Origin of the sequence: Streptomyces sp. NPDC053069 (assembly GCF_044546895.1) — a bacterium.
Taxonomy (GTDB): Bacteria; Actinomycetota; Actinomycetes; order Streptomycetales; family Streptomycetaceae; genus Streptomyces.
The window spans coordinates 108,655-135,052 of record NZ_JBITZN010000007.1 but is presented as its reverse complement, the minus strand read 5'-3'; the positions used below and the strand labels follow the sequence as shown (position 1 = coordinate 135,052).

Below are 26,398 nucleotides of genomic sequence, written 5' to 3'. Positions count from 1 at the left end.
CTCAGAGCACCTCGATCGTGGGTCCGGCCGGCAGCCGCCGGCGGCAGTCGAGGACGAAGGGGGCGTGTTCCGCGACGAGTTCGTAGTCGAAGCTGTCGTGGTCGGTGAGCAGGACCACCACATCGGCCGCCGCCAGCTCCTGAGGCACCGGCTCGACCCGCACCAGCCGGCTGTCCATCGGCAGACTCTCGACGACGTGCGGGTCGGCCGCCCTGACCTGGGCCCCCATGTCGAGCAACAGGTGGGAGATGCGCAGGGCGGGCGACTCGCGGGCGTCGCCGGTGTTCTTCTTGTACGCCAGACCGAGCAGCAGGATGCGCGAGCCGTTCACGGAACGACGTCTTTCGTTGAACAGGTCGCTGATACGGCGCGCCACGTACTCGGGCATGTGGTTGTTGATGTCGTTGGCCAGTTCCACGAAGCGGAAGCTCTGCCCGAGTTCGCGCTGCACCCGCCAGGACAGGTACGAGGGGTCGATGGGCAGGCAGTGGCCGCCGACACCGGGTCCGGGTGTGAACCTCATGAACCCGAAGGGCTTGGTGGCGGCGGCGTCGATGGCCTGCCAGACGTCGATGTCCAGGTGGTGGGCGAACATCGCGATCTCGTTGACCAGGGCGATGTTCACATGGCGGAAGGTGTTCTCCAGCAGTTTGGCGAGCTCGGCCTCCTTGGGCGAGCTCACCGGGACGGTGGTGTCGACGAGTTGGGCGTAGAAGTCCTGAACGGCTTTGAGGGACGGTTCGTTGACCCCGGACACGACTTTCGGGGTCTGCTGGAAGCCCCAGACGGCGTTTCCCGGGTCGATCCGCTCCGGGCTGTAACCGAGGTGGAAGTCCGCACCGGCGGTGAGGCCCGAGCCCTCCTCCAGGATCGGGGCGAACAGCTCCTGGGTGGTGCCGGGATAGGTGGTCGACTCCAGGACGACGGTGGCTCCGGGGCGCAGGTAGCGGGCGAGGGTGACCGCCGACTCCTTGATGTAACGCAGGTCGGGAGTGCCCTCGTGCAACGGGGTGGGGACGGTGACGACCGCGACGTCGAAACCGCCGCAGTCGCGGGCCGATTCGCTCGGACGGTAGGCACCGTTGTCCAGTGCCGCGCGGATCCGCTCGGAGGAGACGTCCTCGACGAAGGACTCACCGGCGGCGAGGCTCTTGATCCGCCGCGAGTCGACGTCGTAGCCGATCACCTCGTGTCCGACCTCGGCGGCGCGGATGGCCAGTGGCAGGCCGACATATCCCTGTCCGACCACGACGACGCGCATCAGTGACTCCTGTTCGCGGAAGCGGGCGGCGGGGTGAGCCGGATGAACTCGCGCGCCGTCATGAGGACGAAGGCAGCATTGGTGGTGAGATAGCGCCGGCCCAGGCGGCGCGGCTCCTGCAGCGCGCGGTAGAGCCACTCGAGTCCCCACCGCTGCCACGATGCGGGGGCCCGTCTGGTGACACCGGCCAGGATGTCGAAGGAGCCGCCGACTCCGTGGACGACGCGGGCGCCGGTGCGTGCGCCGTAGGCGGCGGTGAAGATCTCCTTCTTCGGCGAGGTCATGCCGAGGAACAGCATTCGGGCGCCGCTGCGGGCGATGGCGCCGGCTATGGCTTCCTGCTCGGAGTCGTCGAAGTAGCCGTTGCGGCTGCCGGCCACCTTCAGCCGGGGGAAGCGGTTGGCCACCCGGCGCAGCATCCGCTCCAGTACCTCCTGCTTGGCGCCGAGGAAGTACACGGACACTCCTGCCGATTCCGCCTCGGCCAGCAGCCGCAGGAACAGATCGATACCGGCCACCCGTTCCGGTAACGGCGCACGCAGTACCCGGCCGGCCCAGACCACGGCCTGCCCGTCGGCGAGGACCAGATCGCAGCCGGCCACGGCCTGGGCGAGCCGCGGGTCGCGCCGCATGTTCACCAGCTTCGCGGCGTTGACCACGCCGATCTCCAGCTGTCTGCCGTCCCGCACCGCCTCCAGGCAGCGCTGTACGGTCTCGTCCATGGTCAGCGGGTCCAGCTCGACCCCGAACAGGGACTGACGCGCGGTCATATCCGGCCTCCCTGCCAGGCGTAGAGCATCCAGCCGAATTCGTACGGCCGGCATTCGCGGTCCACGGACAGGGGGCGGTACACCCGGTCCAGGGGTTTCAGCCGGAGGCTGGGAGCGATCCGGGTGCCGAGTCCCCGGGCGGCGCGTACGGCCTTCTTCGGATCACCCCGGTAGACCTTGCGCCAGGTGGCGCCGAGCCCGTCGAGGATCAACGGCTCCTTCCGCTCCGGGTGTTCGGCCAGTTCGGGCACGTCCGTCATCCAGGCGAGGCCCGTCCGGACCGACGCGCCGAAGTCGGTGCCGCCGGCGTCGGCGAGATCGAACAGGGCGGTCGGCGCCATGGCGTGCTGATGGACGCTGTAGACCGGGTAGCCCTCCACGACACCACCGGTGCGGGCGTCGTAGTGCCACCACCACTGCCCGCCGTCGCCCTGCAGGGCGCAGATCCGCGCCGCGCAGGCCTCGGCCGCGGCCAGCGCCTGCGGATCACCGTCTCCGTCACCGCTGGCGTGTGCGCGGGCCAGGGCCTGAAGCGGATAGGTCTGGTCGGCGAAGCAGCCCACGTGCGCCCGGTACCAGGGCAGCAGGCCGGGCCCGGTGGCGTGCGGGAACAGCGGGCTGTCCCCGATCCGGGCCCGCAGCAGACGGTCACGGGCTGCGGAGAAACGTCTCTCCACATCGACCGTGCCACGAGCCGCCGCGAGGGCGGACAGCACCCACGCCGCCTCGACGGTGTACTGCGGCCGGCCGTCTTCGTCCAGGGCCTCGACCCGAGCGACGGCGTCCGACAGTTTGGGGTGCCCGGTCTCGGCGGCGGCCCAGGCGATCAGCGCCGCGTCGCCGAGGTTGGCCACCGCGGGCAGCGATTCCACCAGCAGGCCTGTGAACTCCTGTGCGGTACGCCCGCCGAGCACCGCGCGCTGGCGGTCCTCGGGCAGGAACCGGACCCCCAGGGCGGTGATGGCCGCGTACCGGGTGCTGGTGCCGCGCCGTTCCAGGGTCCAGGATCCGTCGGGTGCCTGCCGCCCGGCCAGGGTGAAGGCGAAGGCCTCTCCCCCGGGGAGCAGCATCGACGGAAGGCCCGACTCGGCGACTGCGAGCAGTCGTTGGGCGAGGGCGAGCAGCTTCGGCTCCTCACGACCGAGCGCCGCCAGACGTGTGATGGTCATCGTTCGGACACACCAACCCCCCTGTGGGTCCCCTTGTGCGCAGACTTGTGAGCGCCGTGGCGCGAACGGCCGCACGGCGGAAGAAAGGCGCGCCAGACGTCAGGCGTCGGAGCGGTCGTCGCTCCTCGTTTCGGACACAGGTGTCCCCACCCGGTAACCCCCCTGGGCACTGGCGTGTGTGCTCACTGTGCCCGGTCTGCACAGTTCGCACACATGTTATGCCTGCATGTGTTCGAGGGTCGGTGTTTTGGCAGAATCGGCAGTCACGCGCGCTCGACGAGTCCGCCGTCCTTCTCGTCGTACAGCGCGCCCGTCTCGGGGCACTGCCATCCGCCCGGCTCGCCCTCCCGCTCCACCAGCCGGACACCGGCCCGGCCGACCCAGCCGATCCGGCGTGCCGGTACGCCCGCCACGAGCGCGAAGTCCGGCACGTCCCGGGTCACCACGGCACCCGCCGCGACCAGCGCCCAACGACCGACCCGTACCGGCGCCACACACACTGAACGCGCCCCCAGCGACGCCCCCTCGCCCACCACCACTGCCACGGCCTCCCAGTCGCCGCCGCGCTTCAGCCGGCCCCGCGGGTCCACCGACCGGGGGAAGTGGTCATTGGTGAGCACCGCCGCCGGGCCGACGAACACCCCGTCTCCGAGCACCGCGGGTTCGTAGACCAACGCGTAGTTCTGGAGCTTCACATGGGCGCCGATCCGCACTCCCGGACCGACGTACGCTCCCCGGCCCACGATGCACCCGCTGCCCAGCCGGGCGTCCTCCCGTATCTGGGCCAGGTCCCAGACCGTCGTCCCGTCACCGATCGTGGCCGTCTCGTCGACCTGGGCGGTCGGCTGGATCCTGAAGTTCACCGGGTTGAACCTTTCTTCTCGTCGAGCAGAGCAGGAAACGCCGCCTGCAGCGCCTCCCGCCAGGGACGGATCGGTTCCATTCCTGCCTGGCGCCAGAGGTCGTGCCCCAGAACGCTGTACGCGGGGCGGGGGGCGGGCCGCACGAAGGCGGTGCTGGTGGTCGGCCGCACCCGTCCGTGGTCCGCGCCGAGCAGCCGGAAGATCTCCCGGGCCAGGCCGAACCAGGTCGTCTCCCCACCGCTGGTGCCGTGGTAGATCCCGGCGGGCGCGCTGCCGGCGAGGGCGGCCCGCCCCAGCCGCACCATCCGGTCCGCGAGGTCCACCGTCCAGGTGGGCTGTCCGTGCTGGTCGTCGACCACGTCGACGGTCTCCCTCACCGACTCCAGCCCGATCATCGTGTCGATGAAATTCCCGCCCCCCGCCCCGTACAGCCAGGCCGTCCGCACGACGTACCCCGCGTCCGGGAGTTCCGTCAGCACCGCCTGTTCCCCCGCCAGCTTGGTGCGTCCGTACGCGCTGCGCGGTGCCGTCGGGGCGTTCTCGGCGTACGGACTGGTGCCGTCGCCCGCGAAGACATAGTCCGTCGAGACCTGGATCAGCCTCGCCCCGATCTTCGCGCACGCCTCGGCGAGGTGCCGGGGCCCGTCACCGTTGACCCGCAGGGCGTCCGCCTCGCGCGCCTCGGCGTCGTCGACGGCCGTCCAGGCGGCGCAGTTGACCACGATCCGGGGCCGCTGCGCGTCGACGGTGCCGTGCACCGCATCCGCGTCCGTGATGTCGAGATGGCCACGGGCCAGGCCGACGGCGTCCTCGCCGTCCCGGTGGAGCCGTGCCAGAAGATCCCGCCCGAGCATGCCGGCGGCGCCGGTGATCAGCCAAGTGGTGGTCATGGTCCCCTGTTTGTCGTCCGAAGGTGGCCGGGGCAGATCTATCGGAGCGCCGCGCGTTCCTTCAGCGGCTCCCACCAGGAGCGGTTCTCGCGGTACCAAGTGACCGTTTCGGCAAGGCCGATGGCGAAGTCCTTACGGGGCTCGTAACCCAGCTCCGCACGTGCCTTGCTGCAGTCCACCGAGTAGCGGCGGTCGTGTCCCTTGCGGTCGGGGACGTACTCGACACTCGTGTGCCAGTCCGCGCCGCAGGCCTCCAGCAGCAGAGCGGTCAGCTCCTTGTTGGACAACTCGGTACCGCCGCCGATGTTGTAGACCTCACCGGCGCGCCCCTTCGTGCGCACCAGCTCGATGCCCTGGACGTGGTCGTCGATGTGCAGCCAGTCGCGGACGTTGCCGCCGTCGCCGTACAGCGGGACCTTCCCGCCGTCCAGCAGGTTCGTGACGAACAGCGGGATGACCTTCTCGGGGAAGTGGTGGTGCCCGTAGTTGTTGGAGCAGCGGGTCACCCGCACGTCGAGGCCGTGGGTACGGTGGTGGGCGAGGGCGATCAGGTCGGCCGACGCCTTGGAGGCGGCGTACGGGGAGTTGGGGCGCAACGGGTCCGTCTCCGGCCAGGAGCCGGAGTCGATGGAGCCGTACACCTCGTCGGTGGAGATGTGCACGAAGGTCCTCGGTCTTCGGCGTCCGGTGTGTCTTTCGTGGCGCAGCGCCGCCTCCAGCAGCGTCTGGGTGCCCACCACGTTGGTCCGGACGAACTCGGCGGCGCCCAGGATCGAGCGGTCCACATGCGACTCGGCGGCGAAGTGGACCACCTGGTCGTGAGCGGCGAGCAACTCGTCGACCAGCGCGCCGTCGCAGATGTCGCCCTGGACGAAGGCGAATCCCGGGTGGCCGCGCACCTCGTCGAGGTTGGCCGGATTACCCGCGTAGGTGAGCTTGTCCAGCACCGTGACCGTCACATCACCCGGGCCGGCCGGACCGAGGAGCGTGCGGACGTAGTGCGAGCCGATGAAACCGGCACCGCCGGTCACCAGAATCCGGGTCGGGCCGTCGGGCGAGGAAGAGGCCGTCATGACGAGATCTGCACTTTGCTGTGGTCACCGAGGACGAAACGGTGAGCGGCAGGCTTGCGGGTCGCGGGAGTGACCTCGACATTGCGGCCGATGAGGGAGGCCTCCACCCGCCGGACGCCGCTCAGCGAGGAGTCGCGCAGCACGATCGAGTACTCGATCTCGCTGTCCTCGATCCGGCAGTCGTCGGATATCGAGGTGAAGGGGCCGACGTACGAGTCGGTGATCACGGTGTTCGCGCCGACGACCGCCGGGCCCACGATCCGGCTGCCGGTCACCTTGGCCCCGGTCTCGACGCGCACCCGGCCGATGATCTCGCTGCCGGCGTCGACCGTGCCGTCGATCCTGCGCTCCAGGGTCTCCAGCACCGAGCGGTTGACCTCGAGCATGTCGGTGACGTTCCCGGTGTCCTTCCAGTACCCGGAGATCGTGGTGGACCGCACGTCACGCCTGGCGTCGATCAGCCACTGGATGGCGTGCGTGATCTCCAACTCGCCGCGCCAGGACGGCTGGATCGCGCGCACGGCCTCATGGATCGCCGGGGAGAACAGATACACGCCCACCAGCGCCAGCTCGCTCTTGGGATGTGCGGGCTTCTCCTCCAGGCCGATCACCCGGCCCGCCGTGTCCAGCTCGGCCACGCCGAACGCGTGCGGGTTCGGCACCTTCGTCAGCAGGATCTGTGCCTCCGGCCGCTCGGTGCGGAAGGAGTCCACCAGATCCTTGATGCCACCGACGACGAAGTTGTCGCCGAGGTACATCACGAAATCGTCCTCGCCCAGGAACTCATGGGCGATCAGCACCGCGTGGGCCAGCCCGAGCGGTGCCTCCTGCCGGATGTAGGTGACGTCGACACCGAACGCGGAACCGTCGCCGACCGCCTCCCGGATCTCCTCTGCGGTGTCCCCGACGATGATCCCGACCTGGGTGATGCCGGCCTCGGCGATCGCCTCCAGACCGTAGAACAGCACCGGTTTGTTCGCGACCGGTACAAGTTGCTTCGCCGATGTATAAGTTATGGGGCGCAATCGGGTACCTGAGCCACCAGACAACAAAAGTGCCTTCATGCGTATCACCCTACTTTCGCCGGACTCGCCGACGGAGGGATTCCGCACAGTGCAGGGCAGCCTTCGGTGAGTGAGCCCTGAACGGCACCTCAGGGCCACCGGCGGAAAACCGACGGTGGCCCGAAGCCGCGATCAAGGCCTGTGAGGCTGTGGTCCGCCGTTCGAGGCGGCTGCCCCGGGGGATGGTGACGGACAGACGAGTTCGTCCGCCTCGGTGTGGATCTCCCAGTGATCGGCGTGGACATCGGCGCCGGTTTCACCTGCACCACAGCAGCCTCGCCCGCCGTCTCCAGCAGATCGGCAAGGTCCTGGGCGTGGAACTCACCGAACCCGCCGGCCTGATACGGGCCACGCTCGCCCTCACCGCCTGGCGGCTCCTCGACGACTGGGCACGCGGGATTCAGGGGGTCGACCGGATACCGGAGGAACGTCCTGGCCGGCGGCGCTCATTGGACTTTCCGCCGAGGGAATCGAACATCCATGGTGGGGAAAGCGCCTTGTGCACAGGGGCGTCGGCAGATGGGATCGCCAGGGTCAGGACAGCGGCGCGGAAGAAAGCGGATGACATCCATGCTCGACGGCTGTACGCCCTGGCCCGAGGAGTTCGTCGACCGCTACTGGGCGGCCGGGCACTGGCGTGGCAATACGCTGGACAACCTGCTGCGCGACTGGGCCCTGCAGCACGGACCGCGGACCGCGCTCGTGCACGGCGGTACCCGCATCACGTACGCGCACCTGAACCGGCGCGTGGACCGAATGGCCGCAGGGTTCCGGCTGCGCGGCCTGAGGCCCCGGCAACGGGTCGTCGTCCAGCTGCCGAACGTGCCCGAGTGGGTCGTCACCGTGTTCGCGCTGATGCGCGCCGGCGCGGTCCCCGTGTGCTGTCCGGTCTCTCACCGCGCGTCCGAGGTGTCCCACCTGGTGCGGGTCACCGAGGCCGCCGGCTACGTCGGCCCTTCGACGTACCAGGGCTTCGACCACACGGCGATGGCCGCGGACATCGCGGCCCGGGGGCCCTTCCTGCGGCGGGTGTTCACCCGTGAGGCGCCGGGAGCCGCGTCCCCGTACGGCGGCCTCAGGACCGACCCGTCGGGCTGCCACTACTTCCCGCTGGACTCCATCGACGCCCCGCCCGGGCCGGCGCTTGCGCAGGGCGCCGATCAGGTGGCGTTCCTCCTGCTCTCCGACGACACCACCGCGGCGCCCGAGCTCGTTCCGCGCACCCACAACGACTACGCGTACCAGGCGCGGGCCGCCGCCGAACTGGTGTCGCTCACCGAGAACGACGTCTACCTCGCCGCGCTGCCCGCCGAGTTCAATCTCACCTTCGGCTGCCCGGGGATCATCGGCACCCTCTCCGCCGGCGGCACCGTCGTCCTGGTCGAGAGCCCGGAACCCGCCGAATGCCTTCCGGCCGTGGAACGGGAGCGGGTCACCATCACGTCGGTGGTGCCCGCCGTCGCCCGGCTATGGCTCGACGACCTCCCCAAGATCCGGGCCGACTTGAGCAGTCTGCGTCTGGTGCAGGTCGGCGGCGCACCCCTGCACCGGGCGACCGCCGCACGGATGGGCCCCGCGTTGGACTGTCGCCTGCAGCAGGTCTTCGGCCCGGCCGAGGGGCCGCTCGCGCTCACCCGGCCCGCCGATCCCGACGAAACCGTACTCACCACGCAGGGCCGGCCGCTCTCGCCCGACGACGAGATCCGGATCGTCGACACCGACGGCAGGGACGTGCCCGACGGGGAGCCCGGCGAACTCCTCGCCCGCGGTCCGTATACCCTGCGAGGGTATTACCGGGCATCCGACCACAACGCTCGCGCCTTCACCCCCGACGGCTACTTCCGCACCGGTTTCCTCGCGCGGCGCAGCCCGGCCGGCAACCTGGTGGTGACCGGCCGCCTCAAGGACGCCCTGCGGCGCACCGGCCACGAAGCACCGTCCAGCCTGTGACGGGCAGGGCCGGCCCGGCGTCATGCCGTGCACAGGTCCGTCGCAATCCCTTCCGACGTCGTTTGCGTATCTCTTTCATGAAGTCCCTCTCTGCCACCGACATCACCCTGAGAGGACTGGGAGCGTGCTGCGCCGTCGGCAATGTGGTGCTGCACGGCCTCCTCGTCCCTGATCACCTGGAGGAGAAGTTCTACATCGGGTTGCTGTTCGCCCTGGGCAGCGCCGTCATGCTCGTCGTGGCGGCGGTACTGGTGACCATGAGGCGTCCGGCAGCCGCGTGGCTGACCGGAGCCCTGGTCAGCCTCGGTATGATCTTCGGTTTTCTGTTCTCGCGCACCGTTGGCCTGCCCGGCGGCTACTACGAATCCGGCTGGGAACCGCCGTACGGCCCCCTTTCCCTGATCGTGGAAGGGCTGTTCGTCCTCGCCTCCCTCACCTGGCTGGGAGCGAGACTGACGAGTGACGCCTACCCGGCACCGCCGCATCAGGCGGCGAGTACGCCGCGTCCGGCGGCACCCTCAACGGCCCGAGGCGTCAGCCGGTCGTACCGAAACGCGTCATGACGGTCATGGCCGGCCGGATGTCGCGCACCGCGGGGCGCGGCGTCCACCTCGTCCCCCGCACCGCGGCATGATCCCCGCCGTGTCATTCGGGTGTCTCAGCCCGCGGCTCCTCACCGACGGGCAGGCCCACAGGGCGGCGGCCCGGCGGCTGTTGTGGCTCGGTGCGCGCCCGGACGGGGGGCGTCGGGCGGTCGACCGGTTCGTCGGCGGTCACGGTCGTCGGCTCTCCGTGGTGCAGCAGGAGCAGCGGTTCGCCTTCCACCAGCTTGTACCGCGTACGGGAGCGGCCGATGTCCACCGTCAGTCTGCGTCCGCGTACGAGCACGGTGAACGCCACCCTGGACAGCGCTTCCGGCAAGCGCGGTGTGAACGCCAGCCGGTCCGGCTTCCCGTCCTCACCGATGTACCGGCGCATCCCCCCGAACCCTGCGATCAGGGCGATCCAGGTTCCGGCGAGGGAGGCGATGTGCAGCCCGTCACGGGTGTTGTGCTCAAGGTCGTCCAGGTCCATCAGCGCGGCCTCGCCGAGGTAGGCGTAGGCGAGCCGCAGATGCCCGGTCTCGGCGGCGAGCACCGCCTGGCAGCACGCCGAGAGCGAGGAATCGCGCACGGTCAGGGCGTCGTAGTAGGCGAAATTGCGTGCCTTCTGCTCCGCGGTGAAGACGTGCGGGCACTCCATCATCGCCAGCACCAGGTCGGCCTGCTTCACCACCTGCTTGCGGTACAGGTCGAAGTAGGGGTAGTGCAGCAGCAGCGGGTAGTTCTCGGGTGGGGTCGCCTCGAAGTCCCAGCGCTGGAAGGTCGTGAAACCGGCCGACTGTTCATGGACGCCGAGAGACGCGTTGTACGGCAGTGCCATGCGGGCCGCCGCGTCCCGCCACACCGCGGCCTCCTCGTCGTCGACGCCGAGCTCCGCGGCCCGGTCCGGATGGCGTACCGCCACGTCCGCGGCGGCCAGCAGGTTCTGCTGGGCCATCAGGTTGGTGTAGAGGTTGTCCCGGGCGAACGCGCTGTACTCGTCGGGGCCGGTCACCCCGTCGATGTGGAAGACGCCTTCCGCGTCATGGTGACCGAGGGAACGCCACAGCCGCGCGGTGTTCACGAGGAGGTCGAGTCCCTCGGCACGCTCGAAGTCCTCGTCTCCGGTCACCATGACGTACCGCACGACGGCCATGGCGATGTCGGCGTTGACGTGGAAGGCGGCCGTCCCGGCGGGCCAGTAGGCGGAGCACTCGGCGCCGTCGATGGTGCGCCAGGGGAACGTCGCCCCGGCCAGCCCGAGTTGGCGCGCACGTTCCCGGGCCGCCGGCAGCGTCCGGTGCCGCCAGCGCAGCGCCGAGGCGACGGCCTCCGGCGCGGTGAACGTGAGCACCGGCAGCACATAGGACTCGGTGTCCCAGAAGGAGTGCCCGTCGTACCCGGTTCCGGTCAGGCCTTTCGCGGGAATCGCCCGGTTCTCGCCGCGGGCCGCTGCCTGGAGCACATGGAACAGAGCGAACCGCACCGCCTGCTGGATCTGCGCGTCGCCCTCCACCTCGACGTCCGCGCCGGCCCAGAAGCGCTCCAGGTACGCCCGCTGCGCGGCGACCAGTCCCTCCCAGCCGGTGCTGACCGCCGCCGCCACCGCCCCGTCCACCTGATCGTGCACGGCCGGCAGCGAACGCTCCCCGGACCAGCCGTACGCCACGAACTTCACCAGGCGCAGCGGCTGTCCGGGCACCAGGTTCGCGGTCACCGTCAGCCGGCTGACGTCGGGCTCGCTCTGTGCCGTCCAGCGCGTGCTCTCGGGCCCCTCCACGACGTGGTCGGCCGCCGCTCCCACCCGCAGTGCGCTGACGTCGGTGCAGTGCACGAGCCGCAGCCGGGTGTCCTGCGCGAAGTGCTCCTCGGGCACCAGCGGGGACCCGGTCGCCGCTGCGACCCGGGGATCGCCCTCGAAGCGGGGCAGCTGTTCGTTGGCGACGAGCTCGGACTGTACGGCCACCGTGGTCGGCCCGTCGACGGGCTCCACCTCGTACACCACCGCGGCCACCGCTCGCTGGGTGAAGGACACGAGCCGCCGTGAGGTGATCTTGACCGTACGGCCGCCGGGTGAGGTCCACCGGGCGGTCCGGCTGAGCACACCGGAGCGGAAGTCCAGGACCCGCTCGTGCGCCAGCAGCCGGCCGTAGCGCAGATCGCACGGGTGGTCGTCGACGAGCAGCCGGATGACCTTGCCGTCGGTGACGTTGATCATCGTCTGGCCGGACTCGGGATACCCGTAGCCCGCTTCCGCGTACGGCAGCGGATGCCGCTCGTAGACGCCGTTGAGGTAGGCGCCGGGCAGTCCGTGCGGCTCTCCCTCGTCGAGGTTCCCACGCCACCCGACGTGCCCGTTCGACAGCGCGAACACCGATTCGCTCTGGGCGAGCACGTCGAGGTTCAGCTCCGTCTCGCGCAGGCACCACGGCTCGACCGTGTAGCTGGGATGCGTGATCACCGCGACTCCAGAAGCTCGGCCAGGTCCCGGACCACCACATCGGCCCCGTGCGCCCGCAGTTGCTCCGCCTGGCCCACCCGGTCGACGCCCACGACCATCCCGAACCCTCCCGCCCGGCCCGCCTCCACGCCGGCCAGGGCGTCTTCGAACACGGCCGCCTCGTCCGGTTCCAGGCCCAGCCCGCGCGCCGCCTCCAGATAGGTGTCCGGAGCGGGCTTGCCGCGCAGCCGACGCTCGTGCGCCACCACTCCGTCGATCCGCTCGTCGAACAGGCCCTCGATCCCGGCCGCCACCAGCACGTCCCGGCAGTTGGCGCTGGACGACACCACCGCGCAGCGCAGCCCGGCTTCCCGCACCGCGTGCACGAAACGGACCGAGCCCTCGTAGGGCTCCACCCCGTCCTCGCGGATCCGCCGCAGCACCAGGTTGTTCTTCCGGTTGCCCAGGCCGTTCACGGTCTCGGCCTCCGGCGGGTCGTCCGGCGATCCCTCGGGCAGGTGCACCCCGCGCGCCGCGAGGAAGGTGCGTACCCCGTCCTCACGGGGGCGCCCGTCCACGTACTCGTCGTAGTCGTCGACCGCGTCGAAGGGCACGAACGCGGTCCCCTCACGTGCGGCGCGCTCACGGAGATAGTCGTCGAACATCTCCTTCCAGGCGGCCGCGTGCACTTTCGCGGTCTGGGTGAGCACCCCGTCGAGGTCGAACAGGCAGGCACGGACGTGAGCAGGAAGCCCCAGCATGCCGCCGAGGCTAGAAGGCGGACACAGCCAGCGGTGGCAGGACACCGCCCGGCAGGCCGGAAGGCACCCACTCGGTGGAGAGGTGCTCCCTCTGAGGTTCCTCAAGTCATTTGGCGGACCGGGAAGGCGACCGGCACAGTGATCGACATGAAAGCATTCACGGGGCTGACCAAGAAACACGACGCCGTACTGCTCATCCGGGACTCCGACCTGGTCGCGGCGACCCTGCGGCAGGCGCTGAGCGAGGCGTCCCCCGAAGAGCGCCCAGGCCTGGAGCGCGCCGCCGCGCTGGTCGAATCCACGGCCGCCGCGACCGACCCGCAGCTGCGCGCCCGCTGGGTCCGTTCCCGGCTGGACGCCGTCGGCTTCACCGGGGACATCGCCTCCGTCGCGGCGGTCAGGGCGCTGCGCCAGGCCGAGCCCTCGCTGAGCCTCCTGGCGTCCGTACAGCTGCAGAGGGACGCAGTGGCCCACCCTGAATGATCCGGCACGCCCGGTGCCGATCGTGGCCACCCCGGCACGCCGCCCGCCACCTGCGCACCTGAAGAGCTGCACCCTGGGACGGGGCCGTTCCCGGGACGGGACCGTTGTCGCTGCGCACCGGACAGCACGCCCCGCAGCCGGCCCCCAGCCACCGGCCGGCGGTCCGCTGACCACCCCGCCTTCCCGCCTAGTGGCCCCGAGGGGGTTCGTCAGTCCCGCACTGCCCCGTACACCGGCGCCGCAGACGTCCTCGCTGCCTGACGGGAACCGCGCTCCGGGCGCCAGGTGGCGACGAGGGCGGCCGCGAGGAGGAGTTCGGCGATGTCACCGCCGTAGTACATGATCTCCGCACCGCCCTGGACCTGAGGGATGGGAGCGCGGATGTCTATCCAGAATCCGCCGTACATCAACTGCGCGATGACCGCGTGCGCGGCGATGGCACAGCCGAGGCAGACCAGCCGGGCCCGTACGCCGGGGCGGGCCGGAGCGGGGTCCGGACCCGCGATGACGTGGGCGAACAGACAGCCCGACAGCAGGAAGTGCACGTGCAGCAGCCAGTGCCCGGCAGGATGGGCCATGGCGGTGTTGTAGAGCGGCGTGAAGTACACGACCGCGAGACTGCCGGTGGACAGCAGCAGGGCCGGCACCGGATGGGTGAGGAGACGGGCCGGACGACTGTGCAGGAACACGGTGAGGCCGCGGGCGCGCGGTGCGGGCAGGGCGCGCAGCAGGAGCGTCACCGGGGCGCCGAGTACGAGGGCGAGCGGGGCGTACATGCCGATGAGCAGGTGCTGGGCCATGTGACCGCGGAAGTCGCTGTGGGCCAGGGGCGCGAGGGGCGGCAGCAGGGCGATGGACGCCAGGGCGAGACCCGTGACGAAACTGACGGCGCGCCAGCAGCTCCACCCCCGTACCGGGTTGCGGCGGCGCGCCCGGTGGACCAGGAGGAGATAGAGGACCGCACACACCAGCAGGCCCAGCAACGGCACCAGTACGTCTGCCGCACCGCTGCCCTGCGGGTGATGCATGTGGCCGCTGTCGTCGCCCATCAGCCGGCTCGGCCTGCCCGCCCGGTGCCGGCGGCCTGCGGATCGAAGGGCCGTGCACCACGCTGGAGCAGCCGGCCGCCGCCGACCAGCAGCGCTCCGAGTGCGAGGAAGCCCATGTCCCACCAGAGCTGGTACGGCCCGCCGTGGACGTGGTGGATGCCCAGGATCTGGTGGTCCAGAATGCCTTCGACGAGGTTGAACAGGCCCCAACCGGCCAGAATCCAGCCCCACAGGACCCGCGAGGCCCACACGCGGCGCCTGCCGGTCGTCACCCGCGCGTAGAGGATCGCGAGGCCGGTGAGCACAGCGATCCAGCACACGGTGTGGAAGATTCCGTCCCACACGGTGTTCATCTCCAGCCCGGAGACGGTGTGCGGGTCGTAGTACTTCACACCGATGTGGTCGTGATTGGTGCTGGTGAGCATGTGGTGCCACTGCAGCAGCTGATGCAGCAGAATGCCGTCGACGAACCCGCCCAGCCCCACCCCGAGGACGATCCCGGGCAGCTGAAGGCTCGGCGGCGCGGTGTGGTCCCTGGTTCCGTCCACGGTGGTGGCCATGACCATCCTTCCCTCGGCGTCCGCTGTCCCTCAAGGAGCTACCAGTTCCCCGGCCCCACGGCGCCGTCACCGTCGGCCATTCGCAGACGACGCCGTGCCGCGCGAGGATTTCGGCCAGACGAGGACTTCGCCCGGACGAAAACTTCGGCCGGACGACGACGGCGCGGTACAGCGTGCCGAAGACCGCCGCCGCTCAGAACGTCCAGCGCGTATGGGTGTAGACCCCCTCGCGCCGGCCGAAGCCGTACGCCGTCTCGGGAGCCACCGCGAACACCACCACGTCCCCCCTTCGGAACGCATCCCCGATGCCGTGGAAGGTGCCCTCGGGCGAGGTGATGTGCGGCCCGTACTTCGCCTCATATGCCGCGATGACCTCGTCCAGCACGGCCGGATCGGCAACCGGCTCGGCCCTGCCCTCCACCACCAGGTCGAGCCCTTCGCCGAGCGAGTTCCCGCCGGTGGTCAGCGCGCAGTGGCTGTCATGAGCGAGGTTCTTCGCCTTCTGCTCCCCCTTGCCGGTGGAGAAGTACAGCACCCCGTCGTGCCAGGCGGCGATCACGGGCGTGACATGCAGCCGGCCGTCCGCGCGCACCGTGGACACCCAGAAGATCTCGGCGGCCCTCATCTGCCGTTCGGCCTCGGCCCATTCTGTGGCGGTGACGTCCGCGGCACCCGGCCGGGGATTGAGCGCGGAACTGTAGCGGGCGTCCAGCTCGGACGTGGGCTGCTTGGCGGGTCCCTGTAGTGGCATGCGGATCTCCTTCCTCCCCCCATGTAAGCCGACCGCCCTGATCGGGAACGCCGCCACGCCGTCACCGTTCGGGTGTGGCCGGACGAGATGTGGTCGTGGGTTCTTGCGCCAGTCGTTTTGCTGTCGCTCACCGTCCCGTGCCAGGCGCGGGAAGAGGTAGCCCTGCCGGCCCACCTCCTCGCCGAAGAGCGTCGGAAGCCACAGCACCATCTTCAGCACGACTCCGACCGCCCACATGCCGAGCCGGTTCCGTGCACCCCGCCGAACGGACAGCGACCGGCGAAGGTGCCGATGGCCAGGAGCGGTGACATGGCAGCCCACATGCCGATGCAGGCGACGCCGATGCAGACGAACAGGCCGCGTCGCCGGTTCAGCGGCCCAGGAGCAGTCCCGTTCCCGACACCTCGGCGCGGATGCCGTCCCTGTCCACCGTCACGCGCTGCAGACGCAGGGAGCCTCCGGGTGGCTTCGGGAGCTGGAAGGCGAAGGAGAAGCGGTCGGCGATCTGGGGGCGGGTGAGCTTGGTCAGCGCGGTGAGCAGGGACGGGTCGAGGCCCAGCCTGGTGAGGAGTTCCGGGTGGGCGAGAGCGGCGTCCACGAGGTTGATGCGGGTCAGCCGGTGCAAAAAGCGCGGGGCGCCGGTGAGTCGATGGAGTTTGTCCTCGTCGTGGAGCGCGGCGCGCACCGCGCTGTCGGGGACACCGAGGCGGTGCACGATCTCGGGGAGCGCCAGGAAGGCCTTGATCTTCTCCGCCTCCCGGGTGAGGCGTCTCGCCGATGCGGGGGTCAGGTGGAGCCCCTCGGCGGGCCTGGTGCCGGGCCGGTAGGTCGCGAGGCCGTCGATGTCGAGCCGGATGCCGTCCACGGAGGTGGCGATGCCGCGGTCCCCGTTGCGCCGGATGCGCGCGTCGGCCCGTACGCTCAGGTCACGGCCCGCCATGTGCAGGGAGCCGCGGGCCTGGACGCCTTCCGGTCCGTGCGCCGTGAAAGCCACCTGGGAGGCGCCGAGTTCGCGGTTCATGTCGGCGAAGGACAGCAGGACCTGGCCGCGCACCTGCCGGACGAGTGCGCCGCGCACCGCGGTGGGTCCGTCGCCGTCGATGCGTATGTCGTGTGCGGTGGCGGTGACCTGGGTGAGGGTGACCCGGTGGGCCGGGATGCCGGGGACGGTCACCCGGACCGAGTCCAGGCGTTGTGCGGCCAGTTGCGTGAGGAAGGGAAAGCCGCCGATCCGTACCTCGGGGGCGGCTGCGAGGTGCAGTTTGTCCTTCAGCTGTTCTGAGGCCCTGTACTCGGCGTACAGCAATGCCCAGCGGTCGGCAAGGGTGACGAGGCAGGCGAGGGTGACGACCCAGGCGAGGCCCCGGACCACCGTGGGCAGGCCCGTGGCGCGGTTGCGACGGCGGCTGCCGCGCCGGTGGTTGGGGGGTGTCCAGGGCTCCTCGGCGTCGTCCTCCTGCCGGGCCGGCGCGCTGTCCTCGGTGAGGAAGTCGTCCAGCGGATGGTCTGCCAGCGAGGCCAGTTCGTCGTACGGATTCCGGCGGGGTGGAACCTCTTCGGCGGGAGGCCCGTCCGACTGAGCAGCATGATGCGTCTTTATGTGGGGGGTACGCATCGGTAGATTTGATCACATAATGGCACCCGGTGCGCAAGTCCTACCTGAAGTAAGGCGCGAAATACGTCACTTGGGTGGGCGCGGCTCGGCTGAGCGCGATGTCCGGGCCCACCCCAGGGAGCGTTCCACCGCCCGCTGCCAGTTGTCGTACTCCGCCTCCCGCAGTCGGGGATCCATGGCGGGCAACCACTGCGCCGCCCGGTGCCAGTTGCGGCGCAGCACTTCCAGGTCCGGCCAGTAGCCGGAAGCGAGGCCGGCCGCGTAGGCCGCGCCGAGGGAGACCGTCTCGGCGACCAGGGGCCGCACCACGGGCACGTCGAGGACGTCGGCCACGAATTGCATGAGCAGGTTGTCCGCGGTCATGCCCCCGTCCACCTTCAGTTGCTGCAGGGAGACCGAGGAGTCGGCGTTCATGGCGTCGACGACCTCGCGGGTCTGCCACCCGGTGGCCTCCAGGACGGCGCGCGCCAGGTGCCCCTTGGTGATGTACGAGGTGAGGCCCACGATGACCCCGCGTGCGTCACTGCGCCAGCGGGGTGCGAACAGGCCCGAGAAGGCGGGGACGATGTAACAGCCGCCGTTGTCCTCCACCGTCCGCGCCAGGGTCTCGATCTCCGGGGCGCTGCTGATCAGGCCCAGGCGGTCACGGAACCACTGGACGAGTGCGCCGGTGACGGCTATGGACCCTTCCAGGGCGTACGCCGGCCGCTGGTTCCCGATCTTGTAGGCGACGGTGGTGAGGAGCCCGTGCCGGGACCGCACGACGTCGCCCCCGGTGTTCAGCAGCAGGAAGCTCCCCGTTCCGTAGGTGCATTTCGCTTCGCCCGGCGAGAAGCAGGTCTGGCCGAAGAGCGCGGCCTGCTGGTCGCCGAGGGCGGCGGTGAGGGAGACGCCCGGCAGCAGCGAGCGGGCGTCGCCGTACGTCTCGGCCGACGACCTGATCTCGGGCAGCATCGAGCGGGGGACGCCGAAGAAGGCCAGCAGCTCTTCGTCCCAGGTGAGCGTGTGGATGTTCATCAGCATCGTGCGGCTGGCGTTGGTGGCGTCGGTGATGTGCAGGCCACCGTCGGTGCCTCCGGTGAGGTTCCAGATCAGCCAGCTCTCCATCGTCCCGAACAGCACCTCCCCGTCTACGGCGCGCTGCTGCAGACCCTTGACGTGGTCGAACAGCCAGCGGATCCGCAGCGCCGAGAAATAGGTCGAGGGCGGCAGACAGCACCGTTGCAGGAAGAACTCCTCACCGGGGTCCTTTCTGAGCTCCTCGACGAGCGGCGCCGTACGGGTGTCCTGCCATACGATCGCCCGGCCCAGCGGTGCGCCGGTACGCCGGTCCCAGAGCACGGTGGTCTCGCGCTGGTTGGCCAGGCCGACGGCGGCGACCTGTCCCGTGCCGACCCCGGCGTCGGACAGGGCCTCCGGCACGACGCGTCGTAGGTTCTGCCAGATCTCGACGGCGTCGTGCTCGACCCAGCCGGGCCGGGGGAAGTGCTGCTGGTGCTCCTTCTGCGCGACCGAGACCAGCCGCCCGCGGTGGTCGAAGAGAATGCATCGGGTCGAGTTGGTGCCCTGATCGATGGACATTACATACCGTTCAGCCATGATCGGGTCTGCCTTCCGATGGATAAGGGGCGGCTGTCCTGGCCTACCAGCGGGCGGCTCCCAGGTCTCTGGAGATCGCGCGCGCCGCTTCACGGATCAGGGTGACCAGGCTCGGGCGGGGACGGCCCTGGCTGTCGCAGATCCGCTCGACCGGCCCGGACAGGCCGATGGCGCCGACGACCAGGCCGCCGTGGCCGCGGATCGGCGCGGCGAGCCCGGCCTCGCCCATGCTCATCTCCTGGATCTCGGCGCCCCAGCCGAGTTCCCGCACCTCGGCGAGTGCCCGGGTGAGCCGCTCGCGGTCCACCAGCGTGTGGCGGGTGTACGCCTCCAGGCCAGGCCTGTCGCCGGGCTCGATCGTCGCGGTCCCGAACGCCAGCAGTACCTTGCCCAGCGAGGAGGCGTGCAGGGGCAGCAGCGAGCCCACGTCCAGGGTCTGGAAGGTGTCGTCCGGCCGGAACACATGGTGGACGATGAGCACGCTGCCCTCCAGCGGGGTGCCCAGGCGTACCGCCTCCCCGCTGCGGGCGGCGAGGGCATCGGCCCAGTTCAGGGAGCGCGAGCGGAGTTCGTTGACGTCCAGGTAGCTGGTGCCCAGGTGCAGCAGGGCGGCTCCGAGCTGGTATTTCCCGGTCGCCGCGTCCTGCTCGACGAAGTCCACGTGCTGCAGGGTGCGCAGGATGCCGTGGGCGGTGCCCTTCGCCAGCCCGAGCGAGGCCGCCACCTCGCCGAGCCCGAGTCGGCGGGGCCCACCGGCGAGCAGGCGCAGGATCGCCGCCGCCCGTTCGATCGACTGGACTGGGCCGGCCATGAGCCGAGCCTATTACCGCCGCGGGTGCTTCGCTCCGCGGGCGGACGGCGCTCGGGGGTCGCAGGTGAGCAAAGCCGTTCGGCAATGCCGACCGCTGTTCATTGACGGGCCGGATTTGTCTTCATAGTTTGCTGCGAAGCCGGTATGCGTGAGGACACAGCGTCGGACCGGCAGCACACACCATGGGGAGAGACCATGACGGCTCAGCTCAACACGCTGCTTCGGGCGGCTTGCGAACACGTGTGTCCGGTGCCCCCCGTCGCCGGCGCCGTCTCGGCCGTACGCCGGCGTGTTGCGGCGGTCCTCGCCGACTGGAGGGTGTTCCCGGAGCTGGTCGAGGACTCTCTGCTCGTGGTGTCGGAGCTGGTCACCAACGCGCTCCTGCACGCCCGCCCCCCGGCCGTACTCCGGTTGTCCTGGATACCCGACGACGGCGCCTGCACCCTGCGCGTCGAGGTCACCGACGCAGGGGCTGCGTTCCCGGTGGGCGGGGCCCGTGCCGACGACCCGGACGAGCACGGCCGGGGCGAGACGATCATCCACGCCCTGGCGACCCGCCACGGCATACGCGTCCACCCGGGCGGGGTCACCCGATGGGCCGATCTCGTCGCGGTCTAGAGCGTGGCCTCCACCGGAGACGGCAGGAAGGCCGTTTCGCTGTCCGCGGTCTGCCTGCGGAGCAGGAGCAGGGCGGCGTCGTCGTGCAGGCGGCCGCCCACATGCGTCAGCAGCTCGTCGTGCAGCGCGGTGAGTGTGCGGGCCGGCTCGTCGGAGACATGGCGGGCCAGCCCTTCGGCGAGCGGATAGAACTCGCGCGCCTGATCGCGGGCCTCGGTGACCCCGTCGGTGTAGAGCAGCAGCTGCTCTCCCACCGCGAAGGGCAGCCGCTGCAGACGAGGGGCCTGGCCCGAGAGGGCACGCAGCCCGAGAGGCGGCGCGGGGTGGGCCGGCTCCACCGCCCTGACCTCTCCGGACGCGGATATCAGCAGCGGAGGCGCGTGTCCGCAGTTGACGACCTCCAGCTGTCCGGGCCGGGGCCATCCGGCGACCACGGCGGTGACGAAGTCGTCGGGGCCGAGGTTGCGGGCGAGGCTCCGCTCGATCCTGCCGACGACGGCGAGCAGGTCGGGCTCGTCATGGGCGGCCTCGCGGAACACCCCGAGCACCAGTGCGGCGGTCCCCACGGCGGGCAGCCCCTTGCCGCGCACGTCGCCGACGATCAGCCTGACACCGTGCGGGGTGGGCACCAGGGCGTACAGATCCCCGCCGATCCGGGCCTCCGCCGCCGCGGCGCTGTAGCGGACGGCCACCCGGAACGGTCCGACGGTCTCCGGGACGGGCTGGAGTACGGCGTGCTGGGCGGCCTCGGCGACCGAGCGGACGGCTGCGAGGACCCGCTCACGCCGGCTGCGCAGCGCGCCGGCCAGGCCGCTGGCCGCCGTGACGGCCAGCAGCGCGGACAGTACGGCCATCAGCTCACCGGCGGGAACGCCGTTCCTGATACCCAGCCCCGCGCCCAGCGCCGTGGCGAGGAGACCGGCACACAGCACCCCGCGCGGCCCGTTGGTGGCGGCGGCCAGCGCGGGCCCGGCCGCCAGCAGCGGCAGCCAGACCATGCCCGCCCCGCCGGAGATGTCCACGAGCACGACGACGGCGAGGACCAGGACCGGCAGCACGGCTGTTCCGGGGGACGGCTGACCGGCGGCACGCCGGCGTACCGATCCCCAGATGCCGGCTGCACGCTTCCTGAACAAACTCGGCTCCTGGTCGCCACCATGGTGTCGGGCCTGACTCATGTTTCTTCCGCAGTCCTCGCCTGTACGGGATGCACACCCGGAATGTCCCTTTCGTCAAGGAAAACGGGCTCGGCGTGGCTGCCACAAGAAGCGGAATTTCAGATAGTGAGCGAGAGGCTCCTGGTGATACGGCTCGCGACCGGGAGCAGCCGTGCCCGGATCTCCTCGATCTGGTCCCGCCGTTCCACGGGCAGGGAGACACCGAGCGAGCCGAGCGTGCCGCCACGATAGACGGGCACGGCGACGCACACGGTGCCGAGTGAGTACTCCTCCAGGTCCGTGACCGCCGGGGCGAGGGGGGACGACGCGATCCTGCGCAGCAGCTCGGGAAGGCTGGTGACCGTACGTGGTGTGAGGTCGGGTAGGTGGTGGCGCGACAGATAGTCCCGGCGGGCGTCCTCGTCCAGCTCACGCAGCACGGACTTGCCCAGGGCGGTGGCATGTCCGGCGTCCTCGAACCCCACCCAGAGATCGACCCGTGGGGCACGGGGCCCGTCGACGATCTCGGCGACCCTGATCTCACCGTCCTCGTAGAACGTGAGGTAGGTGGCGGTGCACAGCTCGTCCCGCAGGGCGGCGAGCGCCGGGCGGATGCGGCTGAGCAGGGTCTGCGTGCCGGCCGCCGAGTGCAGGGAGTTCAGTCTGTCGCCCAGGACGAAGCCGCCGTCGTCCAGTTTCCGCACGTATCCGTCGTGCACCAGGGTGCGCAGCAGGTGATACGCGGTGGCCAGGGGCAGACCGGTCTCGCGTGCCAGCTGTTTCGCCGGCGCGCCGTTCTCGTGCGCGCTCACCGCTTCCAGCAAACGGAAGGCCCGCTGCACGGACGTGATGAGCGTGGGGCCGTCCTGAGCGCTCATAGGACCAGACTGCGCCGGGGGAGGTGGCACGGGCAAGGCGGGGATCACCGCCGGAATCGCCGATGGACCGGCCGCGCGTCGATACGCCGATCCTCACCTCGGATCGGCGAGTGTCGTGCCGGAGAACGTGCCAAAGAGACAACGAAACGCCTCGAAGGAGCGCAATGATCAAGTCTTTCCGGATTGCGGCTGTCACTCTCCTCGCCGTCGGTGGCCTCGGTGTGTACGCGGCCGACGCGTCGGCGGCCGCCTCTCGTTTCGGCTCCGCTCCGATCGGCGCCCTGGCTCACGGCTCCGCGCGGTTCCCGGCGCCGCCCACGGGTGACAGTGCCGAGGGGGCGTCCGCCGGCCGAGCCTTGGGCGGCCCGGCCGATCCCATCAGTCTGGGACCCCTCAACGTCGCGGTCCCTGCGGTGGGTCTGCTGTAGCGGCGGCCGGGCTCGGCGCCACAGAGGCGGAGCGCCTGCCGGAGCAAGGAACCCGGAGAGGCCGTACGCAAGTCCGACCGCGACTTCGCGGAGCTGCTTCCCGAGGGCCCGGCCACGCCCGTCGGCCATGGGCTGCACATCCAGGAGCGGCACCGCGGCAAAGGGGTACGGGCAGGCCGCGAAGGCGGCCGGCGAACAGGCCTGACGCGGCTCTCCACGCCACGGCCCGGCGCGGGGCGGCGGTGGCCCGCGGTCATGAGGCCACGCCGGTCAGGGCCAGGAATTCGCTCCGCGAACGGGCGTCGGACCGCAGCAGGCCGAGCAGGGTGGAGGTCATGGTGCTGGAGCCGGTGGCCTGCACCCCGCGCAGCGTCATGCAGGAGTGCTCGGCCTCGATGACCACGCCGACGCCTTTGGGCTCCAGGTGTGTCTGCAGCCAGTCGGCGACCTGCTTGGTCAGGCGTTCCTGGACCTGCGGCCGGCAGGCGAAGTGCTCGACGACGCGGGCCAGCTTCGACAGGCCCAGGATGCGGGCGCCGGGCAGGTAGCCGACGTGGGCGGTGCCGACGAACGGCAGCAGATGGTGCTCGCACACGGAGCGGACCGGAATGCGGCGGGCCAGGACGAGTTCGTCGTAGCCCTCCTCGTTGGGGAAGGTGGTCAGGTCGAAGGAGCGCGGGCTGAACAGTTCGGCGTACGCACGGGCCATCCGCCCCGGTGTGCCGCGCAGGCTCTCCGAGGCGGTGGAGATGCCCAGTGCGGTGAGGAACTGGCCGGCCGCTGCCTCCGCGGCGGCCAGGTCGATACCGTCGGGCTCGTGGACGACCCGCAGCGCGGGTCGTGCGGATGGCGCGTCCTCCGCATCGGGCAGGTCTATTCGGGCGGTGGTGCGGTGCTCGGGCCGCGGGCTCATGTCAGCTGCCTCCGATGCCCAGGGCGGTGAGCAGGACCAGGACGAGGGTGACCACGGCGAACAGGCCGTGTGCCAGCACCACGGCGAGGGGGAAATGCCGTTCGGCGGGTACGGCCCCTTCGGCTCCGGCAGCCGTCGCGGCGGCCGGTACCGCCCCGGCCGTGGCGCGGTCGCGGTAGACGGGGATCCAGCGGGCGAGCATCACGAATCCGAGCAGGGCGACCGGCAGCAGCAGACCGAACGACGTCCAGGCCAGGGCGCCCTTGTCGGCCACGACATAGATGATCCACACCACCAGCCCGATCGCGGCCAGGGCGAAGTGCCCGAAGACGACGGGTGCGGGCAGGCGGCTGGTGCCGGATTGCTGCTGCCGGATTCCACCGCGTTGGATCCAGGTGCCGAGCATGTAGAAGCCGCCCAGAGCGGTGACCACCCAGGTGATCAGTGCGGCGATGTCCATGGGAACTCCCAGCTGAAGACGGGGTAGGAGGCGGTCGGAGGGCACCGGCCGCCGTGGCGGGTGCGCGGCCCGGGTCAGGCGACGGAGCGGGCGTTCCCCGGGCCGCGGTCGGTGGTGAATCCCTCGGCCTGGGTGCTCTCGTCGGCGACCCGGACGCCGTAGCGGTAGGCGAGCTTGCCGCCGAGGAATCCAGAGACGCCCAGGGCTGCCACGCTCAGTGCGGACAGGACGAGCCGCCCGATGCCGACGCTGCCACCGCCGGTGTGGTCGCCGTACCGCCACAGGAAGTTGACGACGTAGGCGGCGGTCACCAGCAGGTTCAGCGTCATGTGGACCAGGGCGGTGCGAAAGGCCGGGGTGCCGCTGGGGATCGCGAACAGGTCGAGGAATCCGACCATGGCTGCCAGCAGGGCACCGATCACCCCGACCGCGATCAGCCACTCCGAGGACTGGGTCAGGAAGCCCGGACGGTGCACTGCGTGGGACGCGATGTCGAACACCAGGCTGGTCACCCAGGCACCGATCGGCACGGTCACCAGGATCGGGTGGAACGGGTGGCCGTACGGGCCGGCGAGCGAGGCGCTGACCGGACGCTTCGCCTGAAGCTGTGGCTCATTGACCATCGCAACCTCCCAGGGGTTTCACCAATAAATGTTGGTCTTATTCGGGTAAGACGTCAAGACGCGCAGAACAGAGGGCCAAAAAGGCAGTTGCGCCCAGCAAGGTGGGAGTTACTGTGGTCTCGTGGCTTCCCACCCGACTCCGCAGCCCGACACGGCCGACACCGCCCTCGACTCCGTGAGCGTCCTGAACGAGGACTCGCGCAGGCGCATGTTCACCTTCATCCGGCGGGCCCGCCGTGCCGTCACCCGCGACGAGGCCGCCGCCAGCGTCGGCATATCCCGCAAGCTCGCCGCCTTCCACCTCGACAAACTCGTCGACGCCGGCCTGCTGCGCGCCCGCTACGAATCACCGGGCGGCATCCGCAAGGTCGGCAGACAGCCGAAGGTGTACGAGGCCACCGACACCCAGATCACCGTGACCATCCCCGACCGGCGCCACGAACTGCTGGCCGGTCTTCTCCTGGACGCCGTCCTGACCGAGGGCGCCGACGAGAACGCGACGCAGGCGGCCATGCGCACGGCCGACCAGCGGGGCCGGCAGATGGGCGAGGCCGCACGCGAGGAGACCCGCCCGGGCCGTCTGGGCCCCGAGCGCGGGCTGACCGCGTGCGAGCGGCTGCTGGACCAGTACGGCTACGAACCGGTCCGGGAGAGCCCCACCCGGCTCCGGCTCCGCAACTGCCCCTTCCACCCGCTGGCAGCGAAGGCCCCCGACCTGGTGTGCGGCATGAACCAGGCCTTCCTGAGCGGCTACCTCGACGGTCTTCAGGTCACCGGAGTCCACGCCGTCCTCGCCCCCGAGCCCGGGGAATGCTGTGTGCGGCTCGGCCCGAGCAGCCCCGAGGATGACGACCGGACGCCCCAGGACCGCTGAGGGCGACACCGGCCGCCTGCCTCCGGCGGGCCACCGCCCAGATGCACGGCACTGCCCTCGGCGCAACGATCGTAGGGAGGGCCGGCTCTGCGCCGCTGCGCGGGGCCCGCCCGTCGACCGGTTGCTCGGTATCCGCCCGAGCTGGGGGAAACGCCCGTCATGGCGTTCCGACCGGAGCATCTGCCATGTTGACCAAGCGCATCCTGAACCGTGCTGCTCGTTCCACGGAACCGGTAGCGCATCCCACCACCGCCTCCAGGACGACCGCCGCCGATGCCGGCCTGCTGCTGATCAGACTGACCTTCGGTCTGCTCATGGCCGCCCATGGAGCTCAGAAAGTCTTCGGGCTCTTCGGAGGCCCGGGCCTGACCCGGACCGGCAAGGGGTTCGCGGCCCTGGGCTATCACCCGGGAAAGCTCTTCGCCACGATCGGCGGCCTGTCCGAATTGCTCGGCGGCCTCGGCCTGGCGCTCGGTCTGCTGACGTCGCTGGCGGCTGCCGCCCTGATCGGCGTCATGATCAACGCGATGGCCACGGTCACCGGCGCGCACGGCCTGTGGGAGACGGACGGCGGCGTGGAATACAGCGTGTGCATCGCCGTCGTCGCTCTGGCCGTCGCAGCCACAGGTCCCGGCCGGCTGGCCGTCGACCGCTTCTTCCGCTGGGGCGAGGGCGGCTGGACGGAGGCGGCCTTGGCCCTCGGCCTCGGCGGCGCCGCCGCTGCGGTCACGCTCGCTCTCTGAACGGACCACCGGCC

General features: G+C 70.6%; 27 protein-coding genes. 7 read left to right on the top strand and 20 right to left on the bottom strand.

Features of this window, described 5'->3' with window-relative positions:
* Window position 1: 1 nt before the first annotated feature.
* The 7 genes from ACIGXP_RS17980 to ACIGXP_RS17950 form a co-directional block, all read right to left on the bottom strand.
* Entirely contained in the window at window positions 2-1,261 is a 1,260-nt protein-coding gene (locus tag ACIGXP_RS17980; protein ID WP_363218558.1) for a nucleotide sugar dehydrogenase, read from the bottom strand.
* Window positions 1,261-2,031 (bottom strand): WecB/TagA/CpsF family glycosyltransferase, encoded by a 771-nt coding sequence (locus tag ACIGXP_RS17975; protein WP_399769310.1) that lies wholly within the window; start codon window positions 2,029-2,031, stop codon window positions 1,261-1,263. Before ACIGXP_RS17975 ends, ACIGXP_RS17980 begins: the two co-directional genes overlap by 1 nt.
* A complete protein-coding gene (locus ACIGXP_RS17970; protein ID WP_399769309.1) occupies window positions 2,028-3,200 on the bottom strand; it encodes a hypothetical protein in 1,173 nt (390 codons plus the stop codon). The genes ACIGXP_RS17975 and ACIGXP_RS17970 overlap by 4 nt, the downstream gene beginning before the upstream one ends.
* Window positions 3,201-3,463: 263 nt before the next feature.
* Complete coding sequence (locus ACIGXP_RS17965; RefSeq protein ID WP_399769307.1) at window positions 3,464-4,063, bottom strand: acyltransferase; 600 nt, start codon at window positions 4,061-4,063, stop codon at window positions 3,464-3,466.
* Window positions 4,060-4,953: a dTDP-4-dehydrorhamnose reductase gene (gene rfbD, locus ACIGXP_RS17960; protein WP_363218562.1), complete on the bottom strand. Its 894-nt coding sequence runs from the start codon at window positions 4,951-4,953 to the stop codon at window positions 4,060-4,062. Before rfbD ends, ACIGXP_RS17965 begins: the two co-directional genes overlap by 4 nt.
* A gap of 38 nt (window positions 4,954-4,991) precedes the next feature.
* Entirely contained in the window at window positions 4,992-6,026 is a 1,035-nt protein-coding gene (gene rfbB, locus ACIGXP_RS17955; RefSeq protein WP_399769305.1) for a dTDP-glucose 4,6-dehydratase, read from the bottom strand.
* Window positions 6,023-7,090 (bottom strand): glucose-1-phosphate thymidylyltransferase, encoded by a 1,068-nt coding sequence (locus ACIGXP_RS17950; protein WP_363218564.1) that lies wholly within the window; start codon window positions 7,088-7,090, stop codon window positions 6,023-6,025. Before ACIGXP_RS17950 ends, rfbB begins: the two co-directional genes overlap by 4 nt.
* 561 nt (window positions 7,091-7,651) lie before the next feature.
* Between ACIGXP_RS17950 and ACIGXP_RS17945 the strand changes: the two genes are divergently transcribed.
* Both ACIGXP_RS17945 and ACIGXP_RS17940 read left to right on the top strand, forming a co-directional pair.
* Window positions 7,652-9,040 (top strand): (2,3-dihydroxybenzoyl)adenylate synthase, encoded by a 1,389-nt coding sequence (locus ACIGXP_RS17945; protein ID WP_399769302.1) that lies wholly within the window; start codon window positions 7,652-7,654, stop codon window positions 9,038-9,040.
* Window positions 9,041-9,117: 77 nt separating this feature from the next.
* Window positions 9,118-9,603, top strand: coding sequence for a hypothetical protein (locus ACIGXP_RS17940; RefSeq protein ID WP_363218286.1), 486 nt, complete (start codon window positions 9,118-9,120; stop codon window positions 9,601-9,603).
* Between the two features lie 82 nt (window positions 9,604-9,685).
* Here ACIGXP_RS17940 and ACIGXP_RS17935 read toward each other — a convergent pair whose 3' ends face one another.
* Both ACIGXP_RS17935 and ACIGXP_RS17930 read right to left on the bottom strand, forming a co-directional pair.
* Window positions 9,686-12,082, bottom strand: coding sequence for a glycoside hydrolase family 65 protein (locus ACIGXP_RS17935; protein ID WP_399769300.1), 2,397 nt, complete (start codon window positions 12,080-12,082; stop codon window positions 9,686-9,688).
* A complete protein-coding gene (locus tag ACIGXP_RS17930; RefSeq protein ID WP_399769298.1) occupies window positions 12,079-12,822 on the bottom strand; it encodes an HAD family hydrolase in 744 nt (247 codons plus the stop codon). Before ACIGXP_RS17930 ends, ACIGXP_RS17935 begins: the two co-directional genes overlap by 4 nt.
* Before the next feature lie 147 nt (window positions 12,823-12,969).
* On the opposite strand from ACIGXP_RS17930, the gene ACIGXP_RS17925 reads away from it, so the two are divergent.
* Entirely contained in the window at window positions 12,970-13,305 is a 336-nt protein-coding gene (locus ACIGXP_RS17925) for a hypothetical protein (RefSeq protein ID WP_399769296.1), read from the top strand.
* A 209-nt stretch (window positions 13,306-13,514) separates the two neighbouring features.
* On the opposite strand, the gene ACIGXP_RS17920 is transcribed toward ACIGXP_RS17925, so the two are convergent.
* From ACIGXP_RS17920 to ACIGXP_RS17895, 6 genes are all read right to left on the bottom strand, one after another.
* Window positions 13,515-14,354 carry a cytochrome c oxidase assembly protein gene (locus ACIGXP_RS17920; RefSeq protein ID WP_399769294.1) on the bottom strand — a complete coding sequence of 280 codons (840 nt, stop codon included), beginning with the start codon at window positions 14,352-14,354 and terminating at the stop codon, window positions 13,515-13,517.
* Complete coding sequence (locus tag ACIGXP_RS17915; RefSeq protein ID WP_399769292.1) at window positions 14,354-14,914, bottom strand: DUF2243 domain-containing protein; 561 nt, start codon at window positions 14,912-14,914, stop codon at window positions 14,354-14,356. Before ACIGXP_RS17915 ends, ACIGXP_RS17920 begins: the two co-directional genes overlap by 1 nt.
* 193 nt (window positions 14,915-15,107) lie before the next feature.
* The gene (locus tag ACIGXP_RS17910) at window positions 15,108-15,665 is read right to left on the bottom strand and encodes a pyridoxamine 5'-phosphate oxidase family protein (protein WP_399769290.1); all 558 of its coding nucleotides are present in this window, start codon (window positions 15,663-15,665) and stop codon (window positions 15,108-15,110) included.
* Window positions 15,666-16,035: 370 nt separating this feature from the next.
* Entirely contained in the window at window positions 16,036-17,280 is a 1,245-nt protein-coding gene (locus tag ACIGXP_RS17905; protein WP_399769288.1) for a DUF2993 domain-containing protein, read from the bottom strand.
* A gap of 66 nt (window positions 17,281-17,346) precedes the next feature.
* Window positions 17,347-18,879, bottom strand: coding sequence for a glycerol kinase GlpK (gene glpK, locus ACIGXP_RS17900; protein WP_363218295.1), 1,533 nt, complete (start codon window positions 18,877-18,879; stop codon window positions 17,347-17,349).
* Window positions 18,880-18,922: 43 nt separating this feature from the next.
* Window positions 18,923-19,690 carry an IclR family transcriptional regulator gene (locus tag ACIGXP_RS17895; protein ID WP_363218296.1) on the bottom strand — a complete coding sequence of 256 codons (768 nt, stop codon included), beginning with the start codon at window positions 19,688-19,690 and terminating at the stop codon, window positions 18,923-18,925.
* 195 nt (window positions 19,691-19,885) lie between these two features.
* Between ACIGXP_RS17895 and ACIGXP_RS17890 the strand changes: the two genes are divergently transcribed.
* Window positions 19,886-20,308, top strand: coding sequence for an ATP-binding protein (locus ACIGXP_RS17890; RefSeq protein ID WP_399769285.1), 423 nt, complete (start codon window positions 19,886-19,888; stop codon window positions 20,306-20,308).
* Here the strand turns inward: ACIGXP_RS17890 and ACIGXP_RS17885 are convergent.
* Window positions 20,305-21,486: a PP2C family protein-serine/threonine phosphatase gene (locus ACIGXP_RS17885; protein ID WP_399769283.1), complete on the bottom strand. Its 1,182-nt coding sequence runs from the start codon at window positions 21,484-21,486 to the stop codon at window positions 20,305-20,307. The genes ACIGXP_RS17890 and ACIGXP_RS17885 overlap by 4 nt on opposite strands.
* 98 nt (window positions 21,487-21,584) lie before the next feature.
* Window positions 21,585-22,343 carry an IclR family transcriptional regulator C-terminal domain-containing protein gene (locus tag ACIGXP_RS17880; protein ID WP_363218298.1) on the bottom strand — a complete coding sequence of 253 codons (759 nt, stop codon included), beginning with the start codon at window positions 22,341-22,343 and terminating at the stop codon, window positions 21,585-21,587.
* Window positions 22,344-22,507: 164 nt separating this feature from the next.
* On the opposite strand from ACIGXP_RS17880, the gene ACIGXP_RS17875 reads away from it, so the two are divergent.
* Window positions 22,508-22,771 (top strand): hypothetical protein, encoded by a 264-nt coding sequence (locus tag ACIGXP_RS17875; protein WP_399769281.1) that lies wholly within the window; start codon window positions 22,508-22,510, stop codon window positions 22,769-22,771.
* Window positions 22,772-23,024: 253 nt separating this feature from the next.
* Here ACIGXP_RS17875 and folE read toward each other — a convergent pair whose 3' ends face one another.
* The 3 genes from folE to ACIGXP_RS17860 all read right to left on the bottom strand — a co-directional run bounded on the left by folE (window position 23,025) and on the right by ACIGXP_RS17860 (window position 24,767).
* The gene (gene folE / locus ACIGXP_RS17870) at window positions 23,025-23,684 is read right to left on the bottom strand and encodes a GTP cyclohydrolase I FolE (RefSeq protein WP_363218300.1); all 660 of its coding nucleotides are present in this window, start codon (window positions 23,682-23,684) and stop codon (window positions 23,025-23,027) included.
* Between the two features lies 1 nt (window position 23,685).
* Window positions 23,686-24,144, bottom strand: coding sequence for a hypothetical protein (locus ACIGXP_RS17865; protein WP_363218301.1), 459 nt, complete (start codon window positions 24,142-24,144; stop codon window positions 23,686-23,688).
* Window positions 24,145-24,218: 74 nt separating this feature from the next.
* Window positions 24,219-24,767 carry a DUF2231 domain-containing protein gene (locus tag ACIGXP_RS17860; RefSeq protein WP_399769278.1) on the bottom strand — a complete coding sequence of 183 codons (549 nt, stop codon included), beginning with the start codon at window positions 24,765-24,767 and terminating at the stop codon, window positions 24,219-24,221.
* Between the two features lie 121 nt (window positions 24,768-24,888).
* On the opposite strand from ACIGXP_RS17860, the gene ACIGXP_RS17855 reads away from it, so the two are divergent.
* Entirely contained in the window at window positions 24,889-25,641 is a 753-nt protein-coding gene (locus ACIGXP_RS17855; protein ID WP_399769276.1) for a helix-turn-helix transcriptional regulator, read from the top strand.
* Between the two features lie 185 nt (window positions 25,642-25,826).
* Window positions 25,827-26,384: a DoxX family protein gene (locus ACIGXP_RS17850; protein WP_399769274.1), complete on the top strand. Its 558-nt coding sequence runs from the start codon at window positions 25,827-25,829 to the stop codon at window positions 26,382-26,384.
* Window positions 26,385-26,398: the final 14 nt, after the last annotated feature.

Excerpts from the sequence above, each read along its gene's own strand:
- ACIGXP_RS17980 (WP_363218558.1), bottom strand. The coding sequence starts at position 1,261 with ATGCGCGTCGTCGTGGTCGGACAGGGATATGTCGGCCTGCCACTGGCC.
- ACIGXP_RS17975 (WP_399769310.1), bottom strand. The coding sequence starts at position 2,031 with ATGACCGCGCGTCAGTCCCTGTTCGGGGTCGAGCTGGACCCGCTGACC.
- ACIGXP_RS17970 (WP_399769309.1), bottom strand. The coding sequence starts at position 3,200 with ATGACCATCACACGTCTGGCGGCGCTCGGTCGTGAGGAGCCGAAGCTG.
- rfbD (WP_363218562.1), bottom strand. The coding sequence starts at position 4,953 with ATGACCACCACTTGGCTGATCACCGGCGCCGCCGGCATGCTCGGGCGG.
- rfbB (WP_399769305.1), bottom strand. The coding sequence starts at position 6,026 with ATGACGGCCTCTTCCTCGCCCGACGGCCCGACCCGGATTCTGGTGACC.
- ACIGXP_RS17950 (WP_363218564.1), bottom strand. The coding sequence starts at position 7,090 with ATGAAGGCACTTTTGTTGTCTGGTGGCTCAGGTACCCGATTGCGCCCC.
- ACIGXP_RS17945 (WP_399769302.1), top strand. The coding sequence starts at position 7,652 with ATGACATCCATGCTCGACGGCTGTACGCCCTGGCCCGAGGAGTTCGTC.
- ACIGXP_RS17940 (WP_363218286.1), top strand. The coding sequence starts at position 9,118 with ATGAAGTCCCTCTCTGCCACCGACATCACCCTGAGAGGACTGGGAGCG.
- ACIGXP_RS17930 (WP_399769298.1), bottom strand. The coding sequence starts at position 12,822 with ATGCTGGGGCTTCCTGCTCACGTCCGTGCCTGCCTGTTCGACCTCGAC.
- ACIGXP_RS17925 (WP_399769296.1), top strand. The coding sequence starts at position 12,970 with ATGAAAGCATTCACGGGGCTGACCAAGAAACACGACGCCGTACTGCTC.
- ACIGXP_RS17920 (WP_399769294.1), bottom strand. The coding sequence starts at position 14,354 with ATGGGCGACGACAGCGGCCACATGCATCACCCGCAGGGCAGCGGTGCG.
- ACIGXP_RS17915 (WP_399769292.1), bottom strand. The coding sequence starts at position 14,914 with ATGGCCACCACCGTGGACGGAACCAGGGACCACACCGCGCCGCCGAGC.
- ACIGXP_RS17910 (WP_399769290.1), bottom strand. The coding sequence starts at position 15,665 with ATGCCACTACAGGGACCCGCCAAGCAGCCCACGTCCGAGCTGGACGCC.
- ACIGXP_RS17905 (WP_399769288.1), bottom strand. The coding sequence starts at position 17,280 with ATGCGTACCCCCCACATAAAGACGCATCATGCTGCTCAGTCGGACGGG.
- glpK (WP_363218295.1), bottom strand. The coding sequence starts at position 18,879 with ATGGCTGAACGGTATGTAATGTCCATCGATCAGGGCACCAACTCGACC.
- ACIGXP_RS17895 (WP_363218296.1), bottom strand. The coding sequence starts at position 19,690 with ATGGCCGGCCCAGTCCAGTCGATCGAACGGGCGGCGGCGATCCTGCGC.
- ACIGXP_RS17890 (WP_399769285.1), top strand. The coding sequence starts at position 19,886 with ATGACGGCTCAGCTCAACACGCTGCTTCGGGCGGCTTGCGAACACGTG.
- ACIGXP_RS17885 (WP_399769283.1), bottom strand. The coding sequence starts at position 21,486 with ATGAGTCAGGCCCGACACCATGGTGGCGACCAGGAGCCGAGTTTGTTC.
- ACIGXP_RS17880 (WP_363218298.1), bottom strand. The coding sequence starts at position 22,343 with ATGAGCGCTCAGGACGGCCCCACGCTCATCACGTCCGTGCAGCGGGCC.
- ACIGXP_RS17875 (WP_399769281.1), top strand. The coding sequence starts at position 22,508 with ATGATCAAGTCTTTCCGGATTGCGGCTGTCACTCTCCTCGCCGTCGGT.
- folE (WP_363218300.1), bottom strand. The coding sequence starts at position 23,684 with ATGAGCCCGCGGCCCGAGCACCGCACCACCGCCCGAATAGACCTGCCC.
- ACIGXP_RS17865 (WP_363218301.1), bottom strand. The coding sequence starts at position 24,144 with ATGGACATCGCCGCACTGATCACCTGGGTGGTCACCGCTCTGGGCGGC.
- ACIGXP_RS17860 (WP_399769278.1), bottom strand. The coding sequence starts at position 24,767 with ATGGTCAATGAGCCACAGCTTCAGGCGAAGCGTCCGGTCAGCGCCTCG.
- ACIGXP_RS17850 (WP_399769274.1), top strand. The coding sequence starts at position 25,827 with ATGTTGACCAAGCGCATCCTGAACCGTGCTGCTCGTTCCACGGAACCG.